We start from the raw sequence: 25,730 nt of genomic DNA on the forward strand, positions 1-25,730 counted from the left end.
AAAAATCGGCCGTAACTTACGTTACGACCGATTATGAGGCATCTGGAGGATCGTTCAAGTAGCTAAACGATCGGCATTACTCTAATTAGAGCGGCTTATTAATTTGAGTTAATTTACTCAATAATTATGGTAATGCAACTGCTGTTAGGTCTTCAGACGCTGGGATTTTTTTCATTTCACCAGCTACGATTTCAGCAAGAGGACCAAGGATAACTTGAACATTGTTAGAACCAAGTTTAACCACACCCATTGCACCTAATGCTTTAAGTTGTTTCTCGCTAATTACGCTAGTGTCTTTAAGAGTTAGACGTAAACGAGTGATACAAGCATCGATGTTTTCTAGATTTTCATGACCACCTAGAGCTTTAAGGTATTGCTTAGCTAGTTCACCAGTCTCTTTAGAACCACGAACTGAACTTTCTTCTTCGTCGTCGTCTTCACGGCCTGGAGTCTTAAGATTAAACTTAACGATTACAGCGCGGAATACGAAGTAGTAAACTGCGAAGAATACGATACCTTGGATAATTAGCATGTACCAGTTAACAGCTAGTGGGTTACGAGTAGAAAGAACCATATCTACTAGACCTGCTGAGAAGCCGAAACCTGCAATCCATTGCATAGATGCTGCGATGAATACTGAAATACCAGTTAATGCTGCGTGAACTACGTATAGCGCAGGAGCAAGGAACATGAATGAGAATTCTAGTGGCTCTGTAACACCAGTAAAGAATGATGCGAAACCAGCAGCAATCATAATAGATGCAACTTTTTCTTTGTTCTCAACTTTAGCAGTGTGGTAGATAGCTAGTGCTGCACCTGGTAGACCAAACATCATGATTGGGAAGAAACCAGCTTGGTACATACCTGTAACACCAACTGTTGCTGTACCGTTAGCGATAGATTGAGCACCACCTAAGAAATTAGGGATATCATTAATACCAGCAACGTCGAACCAGAATACTGAGTTAAGTGCATGGTGAAGACCTACAGGAATAAGTAGACGGTTGAAGAATGCATAGATACCAGCACCAACAGAACCCATACCTTGGATTGATTCACCGAAGTGTACAAGACCACCGTAGATTGCAGGCCAGATGTACATAAGTACGAATGCAATTAGGATACCGGCAAAAGAAGTTAAGATAGGTACAAGACGCTTACCTGAGAAGAATGCAAGTGCTTTATGCAATTCTACAGTAGAGAAACGGTTGTAGATCTCAGCAGATACGATACCAACTAGGATACCAACAAATTGGTTATTGATTTTACTAAATGCAGCAGGAACTGCAGCAGGATCAATACCTTGAATTTGAGCTACTGCTCCTGGTGAAAGAAGAGTAGTTACAACAAGGAAACCAACAAAACCAGAAAGTGCTGCTGCACCATCTTTATCTTTAGACATACCATAAGCAACACCGACTGCGAACAGAACTGACATGTTATCGATGATAGCCGCACCAGCTTTGATTAAAAACGCTGCTAGTGCACTGTTGCCACCCCAAGCTACTGGATCAATCCAGTAACCTATACCCATTAAAATTGCTGCTGCAGGTAGTGTAGCAACTGGTACCATCAGTGCTTTACCTACTTTTTGAAAATATCCTAAAATATTCACCTTTAGATTCCCCCTATAAGGATTTTAGATTTTTTTGAGTAACTTAATTTGTCCGTTATAAACTTATTTCGCTACTCGTTATTAACAGGGCCAGTGTAAGGGATTAATTTCGCCCCGCAAATTAAAAGCAAGCTAATTGTGATCATTATCACCTGTGGAGGGAATATTTAAGGTATTTTGCTAGCGAGATCATAAAACTTATTTTATCATTCAAAAGAATAAAACATCAGGAATAAAATTTGGTCTATAAAAGACCAAACTTTGTCATTACTGAACGTAACATTTAGGTAACTGAGTGTACCGCTCAGTAAGCAGTTCTATTTTCACTTGCTTAAAAATTTCAACGAAAAAAGTTTCTATTTTTTTCGTACCATAAATTATAACTTAAGGATTCAAGCTATGTATGCGCTAACTAACTGTAAGGTTTATACTGGTAACGATGTTCTTGTTAACCATTCTGTAATCATTAATGGAACAGAAATCGAGGCCATTTGCCTAACATCAGAACTACCAGAAGGTATTGAGCTAAAGGATTTAGATGGCGCAATTCTAAGCCCAGGTTTTATTGATCTTCAACTAAACGGCTGTGGTGGCGTAATGTTGAATGATGAAATTACTGCAGAAACAATGCAAACAATGCATGAAGCAAACCTAAAATCAGGTTGTACTAGCTTCTTGCCTACATTAATTACTTCTTCTGATGAAGACATGCGCGCCTCTATTGAAGCAGCTCGTGAATACCACAATAAATATCAAAACCAATCTTTAGGTTTGCACCTTGAAGGTCCATACTTAAATGTAATGAAAAAAGGCATTCATAGTGTTGATCATATTCGTCATTCTGACTCAGATATGATTCAACTGATGTGTGATAACGCTGATTTAATAGCAAAAGTAACTCTGGCTCCTGAACAAAATGATTCAGAGCACATTGAGCGTTTACATAAAGCGGGTATTGTCGTATCAATTGGTCATACAAACGCAACTTATGCAGAAGCTCGCCAAGGTTTTGAATCTGGTATAACTTTCGCAACTCATTTATTTAATGCAATGACACCTATGGCTGGTCGTGAACCAGGCGTTGTAGGTGCTATCTACGATACACCAGATGTTTATGCTGGTATCATTGCTGATGGCTTCCATGTTGACTATGCAAACATCCGTATCGCACACAAAATAAAGAAAGAAAAGCTAGTATTAGTGACCGATGCCACAGCTCCTGCAGGTGCTGACATGGAATACTTTATTTTTGTTGGTAAGAAAGTATATTACAAGGATGGTAAATGTGTTGATGAGAATGGCACATTAGGCGGCTCAGCTCTGACTATGATTGAAGCAGTTCAGAATACAGTTGAGCACGTTGGAATCGCTTTAGATGAAGCATTACGTATGGCTACGTTATATCCAGCTCAAGCAATTGGTGTAGATAATAAACTTGGCCGAATCAAAAAGAACATGGTTGCTAACCTTGCAATTTTTGATCGTGACTTCAATGTAAAAGCGACTGTTGTTAACGGACAATACGAGCAAAGTTAATATGACTGACGGACAAATTGGTAATGTAGACCTAGTAAAACAATTAAACAGTGCGGCTGTTTATCGTTTAATCGACCAAAAAGGCCCGATTTCTCGAATTCAAATCGCAGACGTTAGTCAGCTTGCTCCTGCAAGTGTTACCAAGATTACCCGTCAACTATTAGAGCGCGGCTTAATTAAAGAAGTCGCGCAACAAGCATCAACAGGCGGTCGAAGAGCTATTTCTTTGACCACTGAAACCGCCCCCTTCCACTCTATTGCAGTGCGTTTAGGTCGAGACTATATCCAATTAAGTCTTTTTGACCTTTCAACAAAAGAATTAGCTTCTGAATATCATGAGTTTAATTACTCACATCAACAAGAGCTACTGGATGGATTAAGTCAATTAGTTCAAATGTTCATCACTCGCAACCAAGATACAATTAAACAATTAATTGCTATCGGTATCACCCTCCCTGGTTTAGTTAATCCAGAGACGGGCGTTGTAGAGTACATGCCGAATACCGACATAGATAAATTAGCCTTAGCTGATTTTATTAAAGATACTTTCAATACCCAGTGTTTCGTAGGTAACGATGTACGTGGTTTAGCTCTAGCCGAACACTACTTTGGTGCATCTAAAGATTGCTATGACTCTATACTCGTCAGTGTTCACCGCGGTACCGGTGCCGGCATCATTGTTAACGGAAAGGTTTTCTTAGGTCATAATCGAAATGTAGGTGAGATCGGCCACATTCAAATCGATCCAATTGGTGATAAATGTCAATGTGGCAATTTTGGTTGTTTAGAAACCGTAGCCGCAAACCCTGCAATTATTTCACGAATTAAAACACTGCTTGCACAAGGCTACCCTTCAAGTCTTTCGCAATTAGATAACATAACAATGGCTGATATTTGTCATGCTGCAAATCATGGTGATGAGCTTGCAACGCAAACATTATTACGCGTTGGTAATCAATTGGGTAAAGCGATAGCAATGACGATTAATCTATTTAATCCACAAAAAATTGTTATTTCAGGTGCAATTACTCAATCTGATAAAATTCTTTTTGCTGCTATCCGCAACTGTATTAAAAATCAATCATTAACCGCGTTCCACAAAGATCTACCAATTGTTGCATCCGAGCTTCATGAACAACCGACTATTGGTGCTTTTTCAATGGTCAAACGCGCAATGCTTAATGGTGTATTGTTACAAAAATTATTAGATGAATAATCATAAATAATTTTTAACATGTTACTCTAGGGCTGCTTTTTTGCGGCCCTTTTTTTTGAACATTTTCAGGAACAATAGTATATGGAGTTACTTTTTATCATTGCAGCATTTGTAATGGGTTTTATTGCATTGAAAATCAACTTACCGCCATTAGTTGGTTTTTTATTAGCAGGGTTTGGATTGCATGCTCTTGGCTTTCAATCTAACGATACGCTTTCTACCTTTGCTGACCTTGGTGTTACTCTTCTCCTTTTTTCTATTGGTTTAAAATTAGATATAAAAACCCTACTTGCAAAAGAAATTTGGCTCGGTGCAACACTCCATAATATATTCTCAACATTATTCTTCACCTTTGCTCTTCTTGGTCTCAAGCTTCTTGGGATCACGATGCTTGCGGATATAGGAACAGCACAACTTGTCTTATTTGGCTTTGCTCTCTCTTTCTCTAGTACCGTATTTGCAATAAAAGCGCTACAAGAAAAAGGCGAAATGAATGCGACTTACGGTACTTTAGCGATTGGGATTCTTGTTATGCAAGATATCTTTGCCGTTGTATTTTTAACGGCATCAACTGGAAAAATCCCTGAAATTACCGCGTTAGCTTTATTTACACTTCCACTCTTTAGACCTTTATTCTTTAAATTATTAGATTGGGCTGGTCACGGAGAAATGCTGGTTCTTTATGGCATATTTTTAGCATTAGTTGCAGGTGCAGGTACCTTTGAGTTAGTAGGAATGAAACCAGATTTAGGTGCACTTATCTTAGGGATGCTTCTTGCTGGACACTCCAAAGCCTCTGAATTATCAAAATCCTTATTTAATTTGAAAGAAATTTTATTGATTTGTTTTTTCTTAAACATAGGATTATCTGCCGCACCGACATTTGCAGGATTAACGCTTGCTCTACTTTTAATTCTACTTCTCCCTGTAAAAGGGCTCTTATACTTCATTATCATTAACAAGTTTAAGTTCCGAGTTCGCACCTCCCTACTCACCTCTCTCACCTTATTTAACTACAGCGAATTTGGATTAATAGTTGGTGGATTAGCATTTAAAATGGGCTGGCTACCGGGTGATACTCTTGTTGCCATAGCTATTGCTGTATCGATTTCCTTTATTATTTCAGCTCCTTTAAATAATTTTGGCCACTCTATTTACCAGCGCTCACGCCATTGGTTAAAAGAACACACCGCAGAACGTTTAAATCCAATGGATAAATTAATTAATCCAGGCAGAGCCCAAATTTTAATTCTTGGCATGGGTCGTATTGGCAGTGGTGCTTATGATGAATTAAAAGATAGATATGGAGATATTATTTTAGGCGTTGAACTACGAGAAGAATCAGCTAAGCGTCACCAAGATCTTGGACGAAATGTTATTTCTGGCGATGCTACTGATCCAGATTTTTGGGAACGGATCTTATCAACCTCACACGTAAAGCTAGTACTATTAGCAATGCCTAATCATCAAGGTAATCAATTTGCACTAGAGCAATTACAATCACGAAATTATCAAGGTCAAACCGCCGCAATTGCAGCCTATAATGACCAAATTGATGGATTACTTGAACAGGGTGTCGATGCTGCATTTAATATTTATCATGAGGCTGGCAGTGGTTTTGCTCGGCATGTAAGTGAACAATTAAGCCCTCAATTTAATCAACAAAAAGAATATATGAAACATTGATTCTTTTATTAACAACTTAGTCACTTTAAAAATCAGATTAGAGATTATTTAAATTCTAATCTGATTTTTTATTTATATTCCCTAACTCTCCATTCTTTTTGTTCAAAAAACCACCTCCAATTAACGATTCAAAACCAAAATTGGTTAAATATTAAATATTATCTAATTAGGTTGCCTATTTGTAATTTTATTTGTATTTCTTGGTTGCTTTTTTTATCGATCGTGGCAAATTGTAGTTAAGAGAATAATTTATGATAAAAATTAAGAAGAGATTAGAGGAAACTTATGTGCTCAATTTTTGGAATACTGGACATTAAAACCGATTCAACGCCACTACGTAAAGCTGCACTTGAAATGTCAAAAAAACTTCGCCATCGTGGACCTGATTGGTCAGGCATTTATTCATCAGACAAAGCAATTTTAGCGCATGAGCGTCTTGCGATTGTTGGTGTAAATAGTGGTGCACAACCCCTTTATAGCGAAGATAAAAAGCATATTTTAGCAGTGAATGGGGAGATCTATAACCATAAAGAATTACGAGAAAAATACGCTGACGATTACGCATTCCAAACAGATTCTGATTGTGAAGTTATTTTAGCGCTATACCGCGAAAAAGGCGCAGATCTGCTAGAAGATTTGAACGGTATTTTCGCATTTATTCTTTATGATGAAGAAAAAGATGAATATTTAATCGGTCGTGACCATATTGGCATTATCCCTATGTACCACGGTTATGATGAACATGGTAACTATTACGTTGCTTCTGAAATGAAAGCTTTGGTTCCAGTGTGTAAATCAATCAGTGAATTTCCTCCTGGCCACTTCTACTCATCAAAAGATGTTGAGCCAACTCGTTACTATTTACGTGATTGGATGGAATATGACGCAGTTAAAGATAATCCAACAAGTAAAGATGACCTTAAGCAAGCATTGGAAGATGCGGTTAAACGTCAATTAATGACAGATGTTCCTTATGGTGTCCTTCTTTCTGGTGGTCTTGATTCATCAATTACATCAGCGGTTGCGAAAAAATTTGCAGCAATGCGTATTGAAGATGACCAACAATCTCAAGCATGGTGGCCACAATTACACTCGTTTGCAGTTGGCTTAGAAGGCGCTCCCGATTTAAAAGCAGCTCGTGAAGTAGCCGATCAAATCGGTACAGTGCATCATGAAATGACTTATACAATTCAAGAAGGTCTTGATGCTATCCGTGATGTTATTTATCACATTGAAACATATGACGTAACCACCATTCGCGCCTCTACACCAATGTATTTATTAGGCCGTAAGATCAAGGCAATGGGCATTAAAATGGTACTTTCAGGTGAAGGTGCTGATGAAATTTTTGGTGGCTACTTATACTTCCATAAAGCGCCAAACAAAAAAGAATTCCATGAAGAAACAGTTCGTAAACTACTTGCTCTAAACATGTTTGATTGTGCTCGTGCTAACAAATCACTTGCAGCTTGGGGTGTAGAAGGTCGAGTACCTTTCTTAGACAAAGAATTTATTGATGTTGCAATGCGACTAAACCCACAAGATAAAATGTGTGGTAACGGTAAAATGGAAAAACACATTCTTCGAGAATGTTTTGAAGACGATTTGCCTGCTGCGATTGCATGGCGACAAAAAGAGCAATTCTCTGATGGTGTAGGTTATAGCTGGATTGATACATTACGTGAAACAGCAGAAGCAAAAGTAACTGATCAGCAAATGGAGTCTGCAAAATTCCGTTTCCCTTACAATACCCCGGTAACCAAAGAAGGTTACGTGTATCGTGAAATCTTTGAAGAGTTATTTCCTCTTGAAGATGCTGCTAAATGTGTTCCTGGTGGTCCATCAGTTGCGTGCTCTTCAGCAAAAGCGATAGAGTGGGATGAATCATTCCAAAACTGTGTTGACCCTTCTGGTCGAGCTGTTCAAGCCGTTCACAATGAAGCTTATGATTAATTAAAGAGTTAATCACATCGAGTAGGGTGAGGCTTTTGCCTCATCCCTCTCACAGAACCGTACGTACGGACCTCGTATACGGCTCCTGCAATTTACTATTTCTTAATAAAAAGAAGCGAGTACACCTGTTTTAACTTCGTCTATTGAATACAAGCCTAGATTTTTGAACCACTGATTAGGCATCGCATAGCTTGCTAACGGACTCGCACTGTTTCGCCATGAGTCCATTTTTATAGACTTAAATGGCGGTTTGTACTTTAGTTGCTTAAGACGACGATGCAATCTGCACGGCTTCTTCCACAAACTCATTTGTACCGCTCGCAATCTCCGCCTTATCCAAGCCGCAAGGCTTTTCAGTGTGCTCGTAATATTGGCTATTTTGAAGTAGTTTACAAACCCTCTGAGCACTGGATTCAGTTGCTTTAGCACTCTCGCTAAATTCAATCCTCCATTACGCTTGGTGAGTTGCCTTACTTTCGCTTTTAATGTTTTGAGCTTCTTTTCTTGAATTGCCGTGTAATTTGTAAAAATTTCCACTCCCAAGAATTTAATACCTGTATCGCTATGTGCTATATGGGTTTTCCGCTCATTCACTTTAAGTTTTAGCGTTACTTCTAAAATATGGCTAGCTACTTTTAATGCATTCTCTGCACCCTTTTTCGAGGTGCAGAATATCAAAATGTCATCCGCGTATCGCACTATTCGATGCTTACGCCTCATCATTTCTTGATCGAATTCATCTAAGTAGATATTAGCAAGTAGTGGACTAATCACCCCACCTTGTGGACTGCCTATTACACTATTCTGCCAGTTTTCACCAACCATGACTCCACTTTTTAGAAATTGACGGATCAAGCCTAAGATACTGCCATCCACGATGCGCTTTCGCACGAACTTGATTATCAGATCGTGGTCAAGCATGTCAAAGCATTTAGACAGAACCATATCAACAACATGCCGCTTATTATATTTACGTATAAAGAGTGTAGCTTTGCTGATGGCTTGATGACAGCTTCGCCCAACCCGATATCCATAACTGGATGGATGAAAGTTTGGGTCAAATATGGGAGTCATTATATTCGTTAAACATTGTTGAACAATTCGGTCTCGAACTGTGGGGATCCCCAATAACCTGATACCGCCATCGTCTTTGGCGATCTCAACTCGTTTTACGGGCCGCGCTTGATAGCGCTTTTCTTGTAGTTCAAGTAATAGTTTTCTGAGCTCTACTTCCAAATTTTGTGTGAAATCATCGATACGCTGCCCGTCAATACCAGCTGCGCCTCCATTCTTTCTCACTTGTTTGTATGCCACGCAAAGCGCTTGCAGTGATAGCATGCGCCCGTAAAGGCTATAGTGTACTCTCAAATTATTATCTCACATCACCTGCTGCTGACTTTATTTATGTTGGTTAGGTTTATTTCGTTGTCGCGTTAAGTTTTCTAGCAAGGCTACGCCCTTTTATTCGCAATATGCTTAACCGCCTCTATGCCTCTAGTAAAGAGAAACACTTACTCCCCGTGCCCAGTTCTATTCACAGCTTTAGTATCACCCTTAGCCATTAAAATAGAGACTTTACCTTATTTGGTAATTCGTGAACCCATCATAAATTACGTCACTTTAAGGTAATTTATAAATCACTTCCCCCCTTCGCAATCAATAAGTGCTTTTGGCTCAAATTGACTCTATCAGATATATTACTGATAGTCGGCTTGGTTTTGTCCTCCACACCATCACTGGCTTTCACAGGCCTAGCCTTACTCACTACTACGGGTTCATCTGCCACCTCACATCGGCATTAGATCTTGAGTTTCTTCTTGAATCTAAGCCACTTACTGACAATTAAGTTTAGATGCCAGGCTTCCCCAGTTATTGCACTGACTCCCTGTTAGATATGCCACCCTCAAGCACAGAATTGGTCTGACTAAGTATTGGGCTTCGCGCTATTTTGGACGCTTACCCACCAATCCCGCCGAAACAGGTTACGGTTAGTTGTGTACATCTAACTTCCTATGGCTTCCTTCAGACCTCACCGTTAGCCAGTGACGCCCTTGCCATTCAGATTGTCTTCCCCTTAGTCGGGGTGACTCTGCTATCTTGCAAGCAGACGGGTTTGCCAGCTTTGCTGGGCAAACAAAAAAAGCGCCTAATGGCGCTTTTTTTATTTCGAATAATCGATATCGCAATTCTCTACTTTAATTTCAACATTTTTATTAATAAGGGTAATTAATAAAATCGAACGTTTTTCTCCATCCGCTTCTTTATAAATAGCATCAACACCAACGAAGGGGCCTTCTTTTATCGAAACTTTTTGCCCCGCTTCAGGCAAAGTCTCAATTACCTCTTTATTTTGAATGTTATCGTGGTCTAGTAATTTTAATGAATAAATTAAATCACCTGACAATACTTTCGGTTGCCCACCAAAACGAATAAAGTCACTCACTCCACGAGTTGAACGAACGGTCGTAAACGTCGGGCCATCCTTAAAATCAAAACGAACAAACATATAACAAGGGAATAAAGGTTCTTTAACTGCCTTTTTTTTACCTCTCGTTATTTTCTCAACTTCAATCTCAGGGTAAAAGCACTCTACATTTTGATTCTCTAAATGTGCTTTTGCTCGCTGTTGTTCCCCACGTTTACAGTAGAGTAAATACCATTCTTTCATTATTTATATACCTAGCTAACCAACTAAAGATCATAGCACGCCATAAACAACAACTAAATAAATAGGTTCAATAACTCGACAACTATCTTGTTTCAGATGTTAAATGACAACAAACAGACAAAAGAAACAAATAATATTAAAAAAATACCAAACATAAAAATTAAAAACCATAAAATTGAAATTATTTAGAATTTAAAATTAAAAAATAGAAGCAAAACAGAGGGGTAATATGTAACAGTAAATACTTGTTTCTAAACATTTCAATCATTTAAAATGTTAAGCAAATCACATTAATATGTACAACATTGCAGTTGAATCATTCGAGGGGTATAAATTTGTCTTATATAAAGAGAATAAAATTCTATTAAACAGAGAGCATTATGCCAAATAACAACAAAACACTCATGGGACACCCTCAAGGATTGTTCTTACTTTTTGGAACAGAATTATGGGAACGCTTCTCTTATTACGCCATGAGGGCAATTTTAGTCTTATATTTAACAGACAGAACCATTAATGGTGGTTTAGGTTGGACAGTTAAAGACGCCCTTAGCTTATATGGCACTTATACCGCTTTGATGTACATCACCCCTCTTATTGGTGGATGGTTGGCAGATAACTACCTAGGACAACGAAAGTCACTGCTTATTGGTGGCTCTCTCATGGTTGTAGGCCAATTTACACTCGCACTTCCTCATGATTTATTGCCATTCTCTGTTGAGGCTCTTTTTTATGTCGGTTTAGGCTTCCTAATTGCTGGTAATGGTTTATTCAAACCAAACGTATCAACCATGGTTGGTGATTTATACCAAGATGGTGATAATCGCCGTGACGGTGCATTTACCATTTTTTATATGGGCATTAATTTAGGCTCCTTGCTTGCTGGCGTAGTTTCTGGTTCTGTAACAGGCATATGGGGTTGGAAAGCAGGATTTGCTGCGGCCGGTATCGGTATGGTTATTAGTTTAATCATTCAAACTTTATTTGCTCAACGCTTCTTAGGTGATATTGGTGTTCGCCCTGCTGCTCATATAGCAAAAGAAAATGCAAAAGGTAAGTCCCATAATGTATTAAGTAAAATTGAAATTGATCGCCTAAAAGTAATTATGGTTATGGGTCTATTCGTTATTGTATTTTGGGCAGGCTTTGAGCAAGCTGGCGGCTTAATGAATATCTATTCTCAACAATACACAGATAGAATGATTGGTTCCTTTGAAGTGCCTGCCGCTTGGTTTCAATCATTGAATCCTTTCTTCATTATTGTATGCGCGCCGTTAATCGCTATGTTATGGGTTAAATTAGGGCCAAAAGAACCAAGCTCACCAATTAAGTTCGCTTTGGCTCTCTTTTTCTTAGCCATTGGTTTTCTTTGTATGGTCGGAGCGGTCATGGAACAAGGTGGCGACTTAACAGTTAAAACATCTATGTACTGGCTTGTGGGGGCTTACTTCTTCCATACGTTAGGTGAGCTATGTTTATCTCCGATTGGGTTGTCATTAGTGACTAAACTCGCACCACTCCGTTTGGCTTCTCTTATGATGGGGACATGGTTTGGGTTCAATGCCATCTCTAATTATATTGCAGGTATCGTTGGTTCACATGTTGAAAGTCTTGGCGCATTAGATATTTTTGCAGGTATCGCTATTGCAGCAACCATCTCTGGAATTTTATTGCTAACAATTTCAGGAACTCTTATTCGCTGGATGCATGGTGCTGAAAAAGCACATTAAACTGAACATATCGAAATAAAAAGGGAGTCTTATATTCTAAGGCTCCCTTTTTTATAAAGAGTAAATTATAATATAATTCTACTGCGATTCTTCTCAACTAATTTAGCGCCAATCCCTTTCACATTAGATAAGTCATCTACCGCTGCAAACTTTCCATTCACTTTACGATAATCAACAATAGCTTGTGCTTTTGAGTTGCCAACACCAATCAGCAATGTTTTAAGCTCCTCAGCTCCAGCCTCGTTGATATTAACGACCACTTCAATACCATCGTGTTTATTTACGCTTTCTTCTTTAGCATGAGCGATACTGCTCGAAAATAAAATAAGAGCAAATAAAAAAGAACTGATTAAGTTTGTTATACGAGTCATTACTATTCCTTGTTCAAGATTTAAATAATAATGTCAGATACTTCAGAAATTCACTCTCTATCTGTCATCCCAAAAAATAGTAAATAAACCAAAGAAGAAATCCCACCGATAGATTTATACTTACCCTAAAAACACGACGGGCCCCAACTAGGGGCCCGTCTATCTTATTTATCAATTACAAATAAATTGATTATTGTTCTAATAATGGATAACTAATATCAGAGTTTGCTTTGAGCGTATCCAATGTTGCCGTTAGATCTTGTTGAGTTTGAGTTCTAAGTAAACGCGTTGACACTTGCTGAGCCATTGCATCATTGCTTAGTTCTAATACACCATCAAGTGCAACTATTACATTGTTTCCCTGACGATCCATCACTTGAGCGTAAGTTGATGCGCCCTTTTCTGGTTTTTGCAAACGATACACATCATTTGCCAACTCATCAGCTCTAGTAATCATTCGTGCTTCAGTAAAGCTTAAGCCATTATCTGCTAGGTAATTCGTCTGACCTTTATCCAGTGCATTAATAACACCTTGAGCTAGTTCGACTGCTTTTTGTTCACCTTTTGTTTGAGATAAGCGATCAGTCACTGCTGGTTTAACATCTTCTAAAGGTAATACGGTTTCATCTCGAACATCTTCAACACGAACAACAACAATATGCTCTGGTGCAATTTCAATAACGTCTGAATTTAAACCATCTTCTTTTACTTCAGGGCTATAGATAGCTTGTAAAACTGCAGGATTTGATAGCAGTTCAGGAGCATCTTCTTGAGAGAAGAAGTCAGATGTCATTACTTTAACATTAACGCTTTCAGCTGCATCATCTAAAGAATCAGGTGATTCAAATGCTTTTTCTGCTAGCTCTGTTTGTAGGCTATAAAATGCATCAGCGGCATGTTCATCGACTAAGAAAGATTTAATTTCTGTACTTACTTCAGCAAGAGGTTTTGTTTTTGGAGCTTCAACACCGTCAAGTTGAATAATATGATAACCAAACTCAGATTTAACTAAACCTGAATGATCACCGACATTAACCAATTGGAAAGCCGCATCTTCAAAAGCAGGATCAATAACACCACGCTCAATCCAACCTAAAGAACCACCTTCTTTTGCTGTTGGGATATCTTGTGAACTTTCTTTTGCTACCGTTGCAAAGTCATCACCAGCATCTAAACGAGCAAGAACAGCTTTAGCATCAGCTTCATCACCTTTAATCAGGATATGGCTTACTTCGCGTTTTTCTTGCGTAGAATACTTATCTTGATTTTCATTATAATACGTTTGAATCTCTTCATCCGTAATTGGTGCTTGTGCTTTTAAAGAGTCGCCAGATAATTCAACATAAGAAACTTTCACTTGTTCTGGACGAACAAATTGTTGTTTATTTGCATTGTAATATTCAGAAACTTCTTCATCTGTCACTGTTGCTTGTTTTGCAAATTCAGCAGTATTAAGAGTAATAGTACGAATTTCACGCTGTTGAGCTTCTAAAGCACCTTGTGCTTTTACTTCGTTATCCAACGTAAATTCTGTTGATTCAAGAGCAAGAACCAATTGATTTCGAACTAAATCTTGACGTAAATATTCTGCAAAGCTATCTGAACTGAAACCCGCACGACGAAGTGAAATATTGAAAATCTCTTCATCGAATTTACCGTCTTTTTGAAATTGAGGCATAGATAAAATAGCTTGACGAATTTGTTCGTCACCAACACGAAGACCTAAATCTTGAGCTTGATTATCTAATAGCGCATCATTAACCATACGGTCTAAAACAGATTTACGAAATTGTTCTACGTATGCTGGGTCACCAAGTAATGTTGAAAAATACTCACCAAGTTGAGATTGCATACGATTACGTTCATTTTGATACACTTGTTCAAAATCATTGCGCGTAATCTCACGTTCACCAACTTTTGCAGCTAGTGGTTGACCCCCACCGACTAAATAACTACCTACACCTGCAAATACAAATGAGAAAATAATTAGACCGAGAATGATCTTAACTACGAGGCCTGTTGAACCTTCGCGAATTCGATCCATCATAATATGTTTTAACTCCTAATCACCAAGTGGAATACACTATTTATACAAGTAGCGTGTCAATTTCTATTGATAGTGAAAATGTAAAATAGTTCAACAAAAGAAAATTTTAACAATAAAAAAGCGCATCATTGGATGCGCCTATGACTCATTACTCTAGTCTACTAGCCTTACGCTAGCTTGTGTAGAGTTTTATCTATATTTCGCTTAGTTACACGCATCTTTAAGTGCTTTACCAGCTTTAAATGCAGGTACTTTTGCAGCAGAAATCTCAATCGCTTCGCCTGTTTTAGGGTTACGACCTGTACGAGCAGCACGCTCACGAACAACAAATGAACCGAAACCAACAAGCGTTACTTGATCACCACTTTTTAGTGTCTCTGTTACTGTTTCAACTAATGCATCTAGAGCACGGCCAGCAGCTGCTTTTGAGATATCTGCATTTTCAGCAATTTGATCGACTAATTGAGATTTATTCACGGTATTCCCCTTTAAATTATTCGTTCAATGATTAATGAACGAGTCCATATTTTGATTATAAATGTGTGAAGTTATGATCACGCAATAAGGTTTAACTTAGCTGCATCAATATAAAGTGACAAGTCATTTCGACCTGTCAGCCCTGTTATATCAACGTTTTTTGCTACACGTCACTTTTTAGATTGCTCAAGACTAAAACCTTGAGGGTCATTTTGAAGTGCTAAGGTTAAGACTTCATCAATCCATTTAACTGGATGAACCGATAGATCAGCAATTACATTTGCTGGGATCTCTTCTAGGTCGCGTTCATTATCCTTTGGAATGATGACAGTTTTAATACCACCACGATGCGCTGCTAATAATTTTTCTTTTAGACCACCAATTGGTAAGACTTCACCACGCAAAGTAATCTCACCTGTCATAGCAACATCTGAACGAACAGGATTACCAGTTAGGCTTGATACCAAAGCGGTACACATACCAATACCAGCACTAGGGCCATCTTTTGGTGTTGCACCTTCTGGTACGTGAACGTGAATATCACGTTTTTCATAGAAATCAGGATTAATACCTAATTTATCTGCACGTGTACGCACAACGGTCATCGCAGCTTGAATTGACTCTTTCATTACATCACCAAGAGAACCGGTATAAGCTAACTTGCCTTTACCAATCATTGATTCAGCTTCAATCGTCAATAAGTCACCACCAACTTCAGTCCATGCTAAACCAACAACCTGACCTACACGGTTTTCGTCATCCGCTTTACCATAATCACAGCGTTGAACTCCTAAGAAATCTTTTAGGTTATCTTGATTAATGGTTACTTTCTTAATCGATTTATCTAATAAGATTTGTTTAACTGCCTTACGACATAATTTAGAAATTTCACGCTCTAAGCTACGTACACCCGCTTCACGAGTATAATAACGAATGATGCCCATAATAGCTGAGTCATCAATTTCAATTTCATGATCTTTAAGGCCATTGCGTTTTACTTGCTTCATCAACAAGTGATTCTTAGCAATATTCAGTTTTTCGTCTTCGGTATAACCAGATAAACGAATCACTTCCATACGGTCAAGCAATGGACCTGGGATATTCATTGAGTTAGACGTTGCAACGAACATGACATCAGAAAGATCGTAATCAACTTCTAAGTAATGATCGCTAAATTTATTATTCTGCTCTGGGTCTAATACTTCAAGAAGTGCCGATGCTGGGTCACCACGCATATCAGATGACATTTTATCAATTTCATCTAATAGGAAAAGTGGGTTCTTTACCTCAACTTTTGATAACTTTTGAATTAGTTTACCTGGTAATGAACCAATGTAAGTACGACGGTGACCACGAATTTCGGCTTCATCACGAACACCACCTAAAGCCATACGTGTATATTTACGACCCGTCGCTTTAGCAATAGATTGACCAAGTGACGTTTTACCAACACCAGGAGGACCAACTAAACATAAGATTGGACCTTTAAGTTTCGTTACTCGGCTTTGTACTGCTAAATATTCAAGAATTCGTTCTTTAACACGTTCTAAACCATAATGGTCTGCGTTTAAGATTTCTTCTGCTTTGGCTAAATCTTTTTTCACTTTTGAGCGTTTAAACCAAGGCACGCCAACCATACAATCGATGTAGCTACGAACCACGGTTGCTTCAGCAGACATTGGAGACATCATCTTCAACTTTTGAAGCTCTTGTTCTGCTTTTTCTTGAGCTTCTTTTGGCATTTTGGCATCTACAATTTTTTGTTGTAGAGCTTCAAATTCATCAGGAGCATCATCCAAATCACCAAGTTCTTTTTGAATTGCTTTCATTTGCTCATTCAAATAGTACTCGCGTTGGCTTTTTTCCATCTGCTTTTTAACACGACCACGGATACGTTTTTCGATTTGTAATAAATCGATTTCCGATTCCATCATGCTCATTAAAAACTCTAAACGTGCGATAACATCAGTAAGCTCTAACACTTCCTGCTTATCAACCAATTTTAGAGGCATATGAGCGGCAATCGTATCTGCAAGACGCGCTGCATCTTCAATCCCATTAAGTGACGTTAGCACTTCTGGTGGGATTTTTTTATTTAATTTAATAAAGCCTTCGAATTGATTAATTGCAGAACGCATAATCACTTCTTGTTCAGCATCATCAATAATCGGAGTCAGTAAAAATTCAGCGTCGGCTGTAAAGAAATCAGCTTCTAAAAATTGATGGATTTTTGCACGCTGCTGACCTTCAACTAATACTTTAACTGTGCCATCAGGCAGTTTTAATAATTGTAAAATTGTCGCAATTGTACCAACACCGTGTAAGTCATCTAATTGTGGTTCTTCTTTAGCAGCTTCTTTTTGTGCCACAAGTAGGACTTGTTTATTCTGCTCCATTGCTGCTTCTAAGCAACGAATCGATTTTTCACGGCCCACAAATAGTGGAATAACCATATGCGGATACACCACTACATCACGTAATGGCAGAACTGGTATCTCAATGCGCTCGGAACGCTCCAGGTTCATATTCTTCTCTCTTTCCGTCAGTATCTATAGAAATAATATGGGGACAAGTCGCTAAGATTCAACATTATTTTCAATTAAAAATAAAAAAGGAGGCCAATGCCTCCTTTTTGTACTGTTTATTAGCTGATATCGACTATTCTGCAGATATTGCTTTCGTTTCTGTGTTTTCAAACATTAACAGTGGTTCTGACTCACCGTTAATTACAGATTCGTCGATAACTACTTTAGAAACACCTTCTTTCGATGGTAATTCATACATAGTATCTAATAATATCGCTTCTAAAATTGAACGAAGACCACGGGCACCCGTTTTACGGTTCATTGCTTTTTTCGCAATCGCTCTCAACGCATCTTCACGGAATTCTAGTTCTGCGCCTTCTAAATCAAATAACGCAGCATATTGCTTAGTTAATGCATTTTTAGGCTTACTTAGAATTTGAATCAACGCTTCTTCATCTAATTCAGTTAATGTTGTTGTTACTGGTAAACGACCAATAAACTCAGGGATCAAACCAAATTTAACTAAATCTTCAGGTTCAATTTGCTTCAATAAGTCACCGACAGTTGCTTTATCATCTTGAGAACGAACATCAGCAGCAAAGCCGATACCAGTTCCTGTTGCAACACGTTGCTCGATTACTTTATCTAAGCCTGCAAACGCACCACCACAGATAAATAAGATCTTAGAAGTATCTACTTGTAAAAACTCTTGTTGTGGGTGTTTGCGACCACCTTGAGGTGGTACTGAGGCAATTGTACCTTCAATCAATTTCAGTAGTGCTTGCTGAACGCCTTCACCAGAGACATCACGTGTGATTGATGGGTTTTCAGACTTACGAGAAATCTTGTCAATTTCATCGATATATACAATGCCACGCTCCGCTTTCGCCGGATCGTAATCGCATTTTTGTAGTAGCTTTTGAATGATGTTTTCTACATCTTCACCTACATAGCCCGCTTCTGTCAAAGTGGTTGCATCCGCCATAGTAAACGGAACATCCAAGAAACGAGCTAGCGTTTCAGCAAGTAATGTTTTACCACTACCTGTTGGACCGATAAGTAGAATATTACTCTTACCTAATTCAACGCCATCTTTTGTAGTATCGCCATTACGTAAACGCTTGTAGTGATTATATACCGCTACTGCTAATACTTTTTTCGCGTGCTCTTGGCCGATAACATAGTCATCTAAGTGCTCACGAATATTTTGCGGTGTTGGTAATGCTTCACTACTCTCTTTTGGAGACAGAGTATTATCTTTTAGCTCTTCGCGAATAATGTCGTTACATAAATCAACGCACTCATCACAAACATAAACAGAAGGACCTGCAATTAGTTTACGAACTTCATGCTGGCTTTTTCCGCAAAAAGAGCAATATAGTAACTTTCCACTATTTTCGTCTTTACGCTTGTCTGTCATTTGCTAACCTCTTAAACGTTGCCTTTATGCTGTAAGTTTATACTAACTTACCTTCTTTGCTGTAAACGTTACTGCTTTTTTCTTAATTAGTCACGCTTATTTAACACAGCATCTACAAGACCGTATTTCACTGCATCATCTGCTGCCATGAAGTTATCACGATCTGTATCTTTTTCGATCACTTCTAAAGGCTGACCTGTATGTTCAGCAAGTAGCGTATTCAACTTCTTCTTAATCGTTAAGATTTCTTGAGCATGAATTTGAATATCTGATGCTTGACCTTGGAAGCCGCCAAGTGGTTGGTGAATCATCACACGAGAGTTAGGTAATACATAACGTTTACCTGGAGCACCACCTGCGAGTAAGAAAGCACCCATAGAGCATGCTTGACCCATACACACTGTACTTACATTTGGCTTGATAAACTGCATTGTGTCATAAATAGACATGCCAGCAGTAACAGAACCACCTGGAGAGTTAATGTATAGGAAGATATCCTTATCTGGGTTTTCAGACTCAAGGAAAAGCAACTGTGCCACAACTAGGTTGGCCATGTGATCTTCAACTTGACCTGTTAAAAAGATAACACGCTCTTTTAACAGACGGGAATAAATATCATACGAACGCTCACCACGTGAAGTTTGCTCAACAACCATAGGAACAAGTGCATCCATAATAGAAGGCATTGCATTGTTTTCTTGATAGCTCATAACCGTATCCCTTATAAAATAAATGGTCCGAATGACGTTTCATTCGGACCATTATTAGCAGATCTTGTGAAACTAAGTCAACTAACTACTTAATTAATTTAGAAATTAAGCAGGTTGTTGATTCATTAGTTCGTTAAAGCCAACTGCTTTTTCAGAAACTTGTGCTTTAGCAAGGATTGCTTCAACTGCTTGTTCTTCTAGAGCAACATTACGCATGTTGTTCATCATTTGCTCATTACCTTCGTAGTAAGCAACAACTTCAGTTGGATCTTCGTAAGCAGAAGCCATTTCATTGATAAGTGCTTTTACTTTTTCATCATCAGCTTTTAGTTCTTCAGTCTTGATTACTTCACCAAGAAGAAGACCAACAACTACGCGACGTTTAGCTTGCTCTTCGAACAATTCACGTGGAAGTTCTGGCGCAGTATCAGCGTTGCCGCCAAAACGTTGAACAGCTTGTTGACGTAAAACTTGAACTTCTTGATCGATAAGAGCAGAAGGTACGTCGATATCATTTTGCTCAACTAGACCGTTGATAGCTTGTTCTTTGATCTTGTTTTTAACAGCTTGAGCTAATTCACGCTCCATGTTCTTACGAACTTCAGCTTTAAGACCTTCAACACCACCTTCAGCGCCGAACTTAGTAACGAACTCGTCGTTTAATTCTGGAAGCTCACGAGCTTCAACTTTAACTACTGTGATAGCGAATTGTGCAGCTTTACCTTTTAGGTTTTCAGCATGGTAATCTTCAGGGAAGTTAACATCGATAGTTAGTTCGTCGCCTGCTTTTTTACCTTTGATACCGTCTTCGAAACCAGGGATCATACGACCTTGGCCCATTTCTAGAGGGAAGTTATCCGCTTTTCCACCTTCAAATAGCTCACCGTCGATAGAACCAACAAAGTTGATTGTAGCGCGAGTGCCGTCTTCAGCACCAACGTCTGCATCAGTCCAAGTAGATTGTTGCTTACGTAGCGTTTCTAGCATCTCTGTAACGTCTTCGTCTTTAACTTCAACTTGTGGTTTTTCAACAACAACTTTGTCTAAACCTTGAAGTGCTACTTCTGGGTAGATTTCAAATGTTGCTGTGAATACTAAATCTTGACCTTCAGCAAATTCTACTGGAGTAAATGTTGGTGCGCCTGCTGGGTTGATTTTGTCTTTAACGATCGCTTCAATGAAGTGACGTTGCATAACTTCACCCATTTTATCGTTACGAACTGCACTACCGTACATTTTAGCAACCATCTTCATTGGCACTTTACCTTTACGGAAGCCATCAAAGCGACGATTTTTAGCGATATTAAGAAGCTCAGCATTTACAGCGTCTTCAATGTTTGCCGCTGGTACAGTAATAGTTAGAACGCGCTCTAGGCCTTCTTTAGTTTCAACAGTAACTTGCATGTTTATATAAACCTCAAAATCGACTCAGGTTCTCTGAGTTTGCGACAAAAAATACGTGTCGCATCCTTGTGTTACAGGCCTAATTAAGATAGAAACCGTAACCCCTATGATTCGTGGTACCAAATGGGCACCTTCTTTTATCTACTCATTTGAAATCAACAAGCAGATCGCGTATTTCATTGAATAAAATACGACATTTAGCCAAGTGGCAAAATAAGACGCGATATTGTAGCGATCTGACCCATCTATGTCGAGGCTCACTACACACGTTGATAATCTTTAATAAGAAATTGGGCAATGAGTAGTACTTTTCAACCCTAATAAATACTTTTTTTCTAAAAAATACGTTTAATTAATGAGAAATCTTCTGACTCACAATATCTGCCATCATTTCAATATGTAGATCATCATCATTTAAACATGGAATAAAGGTGTATTTTTGACCACCTGCTTCCATAAATATTTCTTTGCACTCTTCTGATAACTCTTCTAGTGTTTCTAAACAATCAGAAGAAAATGCAGGGCTAATAATGTCTAATGACTTAATCCCTTTTGGTGTAAGTTCAGTTAACGTCTCAGAAGTATAAGGTTGTAGCCATGCCTCTCGCCCAAAACGAGATTGATAGCTCATGCCTATTTGTTCAGGAGTTAGTCCTAATTCTTGAGCAAGCAATTCCGTTGTTCGCTCACAATGCTGTGCATAAATATCACCATTATCAACAAAGCGTTGTGGTATCCCATGATATGAACACAAAACATAATCACCTTTCCCCTTCTTCTCCCATGAAAGACGGATAGACTCAGCAAGCGCTTTTATATAGAGAGGGTGATCATGATAATTATGAACAAACGAAAAATTTGGTAACACAGGAGTGCTTTTATATTGCTTTGCAATTTGATCAAACACGGCTGCTGAGGTAGTACGGGAATATTGAGGATACAGGGGTAAAATGACTATTTCATCACATCCTTGGGCCTCTAAACGCTCAATCCCTGATTTAATGCTTGGTTCTCCATAAGTCATACCTAGCTCAACTGGCACATTTAAAAATGAATGCAATGCTGCCGCTTGACGTTTTGAATAGACCATTAACGGTGAACCTTCGTCCATCCAGACACTTTGATATAATTTAGCCACTTTAGGTGCTCGAATAGGAAGAATTACACCATGAAGCAAGGGACACCAGATAAAACGATTTAGATCGACCACTCGCTTATCATGTAAAAATTCAGATAAAAATGTTTTTACTGCTGACGCTGTTGGAGCAGTCGGCGTCCCTAGGTTAACAAGTAGCACCCCTGCTTTTTTATTATTCACTATCATCGTCCATATTTTCTATAAAAAAAGGCGACCAATAAGGTCGCCTTCAATATAACAATAAATTACTAACTGCGTAAGATTACGCTAGTGCTTTTTCGATCTCAGCGCTAACTTCAGCAACCAACTTAGTACCATCAAATTTAAGGTACTGAGTTTTACCTGCTTCCGCTTCTTTATTGTAGTAAGCGATAAGTGGCGCAGTTTGCTCATGGTAGATACCTAGGCGAGCAAGTACTGTTTCAGGTTTATCATCTTCACGAATAACAAGAGGTTCACCAGTTACATCATCTTGGCCTTCAACTTGAGGCGGGTTAAATGTAACGTGATAAGTACGACCAGAAGGTAAGTGAGCACGACGGCCAGACATACGCTCAACGATTACTTCGTCAGCAACATCAAACTCAAGAACGTAATCGATAGATACACCGTTCTCTTTTAAACCATCCGCTTGAGGAATTGTACGAGGGAAACCATCTAGTAGAAAGCCTTTAGCGCAATCTTCTTGAGCAATACGCTCTTTAACAAGACCAAGGATGATCTCATCAGATACAAGTTGGCCAGCATCAATTACAGATTTAGCTTGTTTTCCTAGCTCTGTACCCGCTTTAATAGCAGCACGTAGCATGTCACCTGTAGAGATTTGTGGAATACCATATTTATCCATGATGAACTGAGCTTGAGTACCTTTACCCGCACCAGGTGCACCTAAAAGGATGATACGCATTGTTTTCCCCTTAAAAAATAATCTTGGAATTTATACCAAACCTTACAAGTAAAAATGACAACTACTTATAAACTTAGGTATAAGTTTTATTTATAAAAATAAGTCGTGAAAGATACACGGAACTGATAAAGCTATCAAGCTTGCGATGAAAAAAGCAAAAATAACCGCTAAATAGAGTCTATTTCGTAACAATAAAAAAACAATGAGACCTTAGTGTAAAATGCATAGGTCTCATTGCGTTTATCTAGATTACGATATTATCTATTATTTAGATAATAATTGATTCATTGCACTTAAAAATTGCGATGGATCATCTAAAGAACCACGTTCAGCTAACATAGCTTGGCCAAGCAGCATTTCAACCCAACGACCGAATGCTTCTTCATCCGCTTCATCTGCCATTTGCTTGATAAGAGCATGTTCTGGGTTTATTTCAAAAATGTACTTCACTTCAGGAGCGGCTTGACCAGCGGCTTCTAGAAGTTTTGCCATTTGTGTACCCATTTCAAAATCATCGGTTACAACAACAGCGGGTGTCGTTGCTAGTTTGAAGGTTGTACGAACCTCTTTCACTCGGTCACCCAAGTATGATTTAGTACGCTCAACAACCGATTTGAACTCTTCTTCTGTTTCTTTTTGCTTTTCTTTTTCCGCTTCATCTTCAAACTTGCTTAAATCTAAGCCTGCTTTTGTGATTGATTGGAATTGCTTACCATCGAATTCAGTTAAGTAGCTCATCAGCCACTCATCGATACGGTCATACATTAGAACGACTTCAATGCCTTTTGCTTTAAATTGCTCTAGGTGCGGACTGTTCTTCGCCGCAGCATAGCTGTCTGCCGTTAGATAGAAGATCTTATCTTGTTCTTCTTTCATACGTTCAATATACCCAGCTAAGCTCATCGATTGCTCTGAACTATCTTTATCCGTGGTAGCAAAACGCAATAAACCGGCAATTTTATCTTTATTCGCAAAATCTTCAGCCAAGCCTTCTTTTAGTACTTGTCCAAATTCTTTCCAGAAAGTTTGATATTTTTCATCATCTTTCTTCGCTGTTTTCTCAAGCATACCTAGTACACGTTTAGTACACGCGCTACGTAATGACTGAGTCACTTTATTATCTTGAAGAATTTCACGAGATACGTTTAGCGGAAGATCATTTGAGTCAATCAAACCCTTAACAAAACGTAGGTAACTCGGCATAAATTGTTCAGCGTCATCCATAATAAATACGCGTTGAACATACAGCTTCAAGCCACTTTTATGATCACGGTTCATCATATCAAACGGTGCTTTGGCTGGAATATATAGAAGGCTCGTGTAATCGTTTTTACCTTCTACTTTATTATGGCTCCACGTCAGTGGATCAGCAAAATCATGAGATACGTGCTTATAAAACTCTTGATACTCAGCATCTTCAATCTCTGATTTACTGCGAGTCCAAAGCGCTTGAGCCTTGTTTACTTGCTCCCACTTTCCTTCTTTATCTTTGCCTTCTTTGTCTTCTTTGTCTTTTTCTACAGACCAAAGGGAAACAGGAATACCGATGTGATCAGAGTATTTACCAATCACTTCTTTTAGGCGCCACTCACTTAAGAACTCTTTACCGTCTTCACGCATATGAAGAATAATATCCGTACCGCGAGTTTCTTTAGTAATGTCTTCAATTGTATAGTCACCCTCACCTTCTGAGTGCCACTGAACCGCTTGGTCTTTCGCTACACCCGCTTCACGAGTACGAACTGTTACAGCATCAGCAACAATGAACGCAGAATAGAAACCAACACCAAACTGACCAATCAATTGAGAGTCTTTACTTTGATCATCCGATAGTTTTGAAAAGAAATCAGCAGTGCCTGATTTAGCAATTGTACCTAAATGCTCAATCACATCTTCGCGGCTCATACCAATACCATTATCAGAAATGGTTAAGGTGTTTGCTTCTTCGTTAAAAGAAAGTTTTACACCAAGATCTGCATTGCCTTCATATAAATCACCATTTGATAATGCTTTGAAACGCAATTTATCTGAGGCATCAGAGGCGTTTGATATTAATTCACGTAAAAAGATCTCTTTATTTGAATATAAAGAGTGGATCATTAGATGAAGTAATTGTTTCACTTCAGACTGAAAGCCGCGTGTTTCTTTATTATTAATTGTTTGCTCGCTCATCAATAAACTCCAAAATTGTACAATGTATTTAACTTATTAATTAAAATGAGGTCTTAAAATGGCAATTCAAGGTAAAGCAATGTAAAAAACACTGTTTTTTTGCTTTTTTTATACTATAAAATGCGTAATGATAAATTTTGACATAAAATAGACAT

General features: G+C 38.5%; 18 protein-coding genes. 5 read left to right on the forward strand and 13 right to left on the reverse strand.

The window, feature by feature from the left end; all coding sequences use genetic code 11:
* Positions 1-124 precede the first annotated feature (124 nt).
* Complete coding sequence (gene nagE / locus AC2IP4_RS09505; RefSeq protein ID WP_375322027.1) at positions 125-1,615, reverse strand: N-acetylglucosamine-specific PTS transporter subunit IIBC; 1,491 nt, start codon at positions 1,613-1,615, stop codon at positions 125-127.
* Positions 1,616-2,014: 399 nt separating this feature from the next.
* Between nagE and nagA the strand changes: the two genes are divergently transcribed.
* From nagA to asnB, 4 genes are all read left to right on the forward strand, one after another.
* Positions 2,015-3,151 (forward strand): N-acetylglucosamine-6-phosphate deacetylase, encoded by a 1,137-nt coding sequence (nagA, locus tag AC2IP4_RS09510; protein ID WP_375322026.1) that lies wholly within the window; start codon positions 2,015-2,017, stop codon positions 3,149-3,151.
* 1 nt (position 3,152) lies between these two features.
* Positions 3,153-4,367, forward strand: coding sequence for a DNA-binding transcriptional regulator NagC (nagC, locus tag AC2IP4_RS09515; RefSeq protein ID WP_375322025.1), 1,215 nt, complete (start codon positions 3,153-3,155; stop codon positions 4,365-4,367).
* 81 nt (positions 4,368-4,448) lie between these two features.
* On the forward strand, positions 4,449-6,053 hold the full coding sequence (locus AC2IP4_RS09520; RefSeq protein ID WP_486310212.1) for a cation:proton antiporter domain-containing protein: 1,605 nt from the start codon (positions 4,449-4,451) through the stop codon (positions 6,051-6,053).
* 285 nt (positions 6,054-6,338) lie between these two features.
* Positions 6,339-8,006: an asparagine synthase B gene (gene asnB, locus AC2IP4_RS09525; protein ID WP_375322023.1), complete on the forward strand. Its 1,668-nt coding sequence runs from the start codon at positions 6,339-6,341 to the stop codon at positions 8,004-8,006.
* 102 nt (positions 8,007-8,108) lie between these two features.
* On the opposite strand, the gene ltrA is transcribed toward asnB, so the two are convergent.
* Together ltrA and rfaH are read right to left on the reverse strand one after the other, a co-directional pair.
* Positions 8,109-9,344, reverse strand: a complete 1,236-nt coding sequence (gene ltrA / locus AC2IP4_RS09530) for a group II intron reverse transcriptase/maturase (RefSeq protein ID WP_375322022.1) — start codon at positions 9,342-9,344, stop codon at positions 8,109-8,111.
* Between the two features lie 823 nt (positions 9,345-10,167).
* On the reverse strand, positions 10,168-10,674 hold the full coding sequence (rfaH, locus tag AC2IP4_RS09535) for a transcription/translation regulatory transformer protein RfaH (RefSeq protein WP_105054275.1): 507 nt from the start codon (positions 10,672-10,674) through the stop codon (positions 10,168-10,170).
* A 380-nt stretch (positions 10,675-11,054) separates the two neighbouring features.
* On the opposite strand from rfaH, the gene AC2IP4_RS09540 reads away from it, so the two are divergent.
* Positions 11,055-12,404, forward strand: coding sequence for a peptide MFS transporter (locus tag AC2IP4_RS09540; RefSeq protein WP_105054274.1), 1,350 nt, complete (start codon positions 11,055-11,057; stop codon positions 12,402-12,404).
* Between the two features lie 65 nt (positions 12,405-12,469).
* On the opposite strand, the gene AC2IP4_RS09545 is transcribed toward AC2IP4_RS09540, so the two are convergent.
* The 10 genes from AC2IP4_RS09545 to htpG all read right to left on the reverse strand — a co-directional run bounded on the left by AC2IP4_RS09545 (position 12,470) and on the right by htpG (position 25,575).
* Positions 12,470-12,775, reverse strand: a complete 306-nt coding sequence (locus AC2IP4_RS09545) for a ComEA family DNA-binding protein (RefSeq protein ID WP_105054273.1) — start codon at positions 12,773-12,775, stop codon at positions 12,470-12,472.
* A 190-nt stretch (positions 12,776-12,965) separates the two neighbouring features.
* Positions 12,966-14,822 (reverse strand): peptidylprolyl isomerase, encoded by a 1,857-nt coding sequence (gene ppiD / locus AC2IP4_RS09550; RefSeq protein ID WP_105054272.1) that lies wholly within the window; start codon positions 14,820-14,822, stop codon positions 12,966-12,968.
* A gap of 204 nt (positions 14,823-15,026) precedes the next feature.
* Positions 15,027-15,299, reverse strand: coding sequence for an HU family DNA-binding protein (locus AC2IP4_RS09555; protein WP_065591422.1), 273 nt, complete (start codon positions 15,297-15,299; stop codon positions 15,027-15,029).
* A 170-nt stretch (positions 15,300-15,469) separates the two neighbouring features.
* Positions 15,470-17,824: an endopeptidase La gene (gene lon, locus AC2IP4_RS09560; RefSeq protein WP_375322021.1), complete on the reverse strand. Its 2,355-nt coding sequence runs from the start codon at positions 17,822-17,824 to the stop codon at positions 15,470-15,472.
* 133 nt (positions 17,825-17,957) lie between these two features.
* Entirely contained in the window at positions 17,958-19,244 is a 1,287-nt protein-coding gene (gene clpX / locus AC2IP4_RS09565; protein ID WP_060990419.1) for an ATP-dependent protease ATP-binding subunit ClpX, read from the reverse strand.
* A gap of 86 nt (positions 19,245-19,330) precedes the next feature.
* Positions 19,331-19,954, reverse strand: a complete 624-nt coding sequence (gene clpP / locus AC2IP4_RS09570; RefSeq protein ID WP_012549607.1) for an ATP-dependent Clp endopeptidase proteolytic subunit ClpP — start codon at positions 19,952-19,954, stop codon at positions 19,331-19,333.
* A gap of 105 nt (positions 19,955-20,059) precedes the next feature.
* Positions 20,060-21,358, reverse strand: coding sequence for a trigger factor (gene tig / locus AC2IP4_RS09575; protein ID WP_375322020.1), 1,299 nt, complete (start codon positions 21,356-21,358; stop codon positions 20,060-20,062).
* Between the two features lie 352 nt (positions 21,359-21,710).
* The gene (hemH, locus tag AC2IP4_RS09580; protein WP_486310213.1) at positions 21,711-22,676 is read right to left on the reverse strand and encodes a ferrochelatase; all 966 of its coding nucleotides are present in this window, start codon (positions 22,674-22,676) and stop codon (positions 21,711-21,713) included.
* Positions 22,677-22,758: 82 nt separating this feature from the next.
* Positions 22,759-23,403, reverse strand: coding sequence for an adenylate kinase (gene adk, locus AC2IP4_RS09585; protein ID WP_130043098.1), 645 nt, complete (start codon positions 23,401-23,403; stop codon positions 22,759-22,761).
* Positions 23,404-23,667: 264 nt separating this feature from the next.
* On the reverse strand, positions 23,668-25,575 hold the full coding sequence (gene htpG, locus AC2IP4_RS09590; protein WP_486310214.1) for a molecular chaperone HtpG: 1,908 nt from the start codon (positions 25,573-25,575) through the stop codon (positions 23,668-23,670).
* Positions 25,576-25,730 lie beyond the last annotated feature (155 nt).

It is taken from the genome of Aliivibrio thorii (assembly GCF_057368585.1).

Excerpts from the sequence above, each read along its gene's own strand:
- ltrA (WP_375322022.1), bottom strand. The coding sequence starts at position 9,344 with ATGCTATCACTGCAAGCGCTTTGCGTGGCATACAAACAAGTGAGAAAG.
- clpX (WP_060990419.1), bottom strand. The coding sequence starts at position 19,244 with ATGACAGACAAGCGTAAAGACGAAAATAGTGGAAAGTTACTATATTGC.
- adk (WP_130043098.1), bottom strand. The coding sequence starts at position 23,403 with ATGCGTATCATCCTTTTAGGTGCACCTGGTGCGGGTAAAGGTACTCAA.
- nagC (WP_375322025.1), top strand. The coding sequence starts at position 3,153 with ATGACTGACGGACAAATTGGTAATGTAGACCTAGTAAAACAATTAAAC.
- ppiD (WP_105054272.1), bottom strand. The coding sequence starts at position 14,822 with ATGATGGATCGAATTCGCGAAGGTTCAACAGGCCTCGTAGTTAAGATC.
- htpG (WP_486310214.1), bottom strand. The coding sequence starts at position 25,575 with ATGAGCGAGCAAACAATTAATAATAAAGAAACACGCGGCTTTCAGTCT.
- rfaH (WP_105054275.1), bottom strand. The coding sequence starts at position 10,674 with ATGAAAGAATGGTATTTACTCTACTGTAAACGTGGGGAACAACAGCGA.
- lon (WP_375322021.1), bottom strand. The coding sequence starts at position 17,824 with ATGAACCTGGAGCGTTCCGAGCGCATTGAGATACCAGTTCTGCCATTA.
- clpP (WP_012549607.1), bottom strand. The coding sequence starts at position 19,954 with ATGAGCTATCAAGAAAACAATGCAATGCCTTCTATTATGGATGCACTT.
- tig (WP_375322020.1), bottom strand. The coding sequence starts at position 21,358 with ATGCAAGTTACTGTTGAAACTAAAGAAGGCCTAGAGCGCGTTCTAACT.
- AC2IP4_RS09545 (WP_105054273.1), bottom strand. The coding sequence starts at position 12,775 with ATGACTCGTATAACAAACTTAATCAGTTCTTTTTTATTTGCTCTTATT.
- AC2IP4_RS09520 (WP_486310212.1), top strand. The coding sequence starts at position 4,449 with ATGGAGTTACTTTTTATCATTGCAGCATTTGTAATGGGTTTTATTGCA.
- AC2IP4_RS09540 (WP_105054274.1), top strand. The coding sequence starts at position 11,055 with ATGCCAAATAACAACAAAACACTCATGGGACACCCTCAAGGATTGTTC.
- asnB (WP_375322023.1), top strand. The coding sequence starts at position 6,339 with ATGTGCTCAATTTTTGGAATACTGGACATTAAAACCGATTCAACGCCA.
- nagA (WP_375322026.1), top strand. The coding sequence starts at position 2,015 with ATGTATGCGCTAACTAACTGTAAGGTTTATACTGGTAACGATGTTCTT.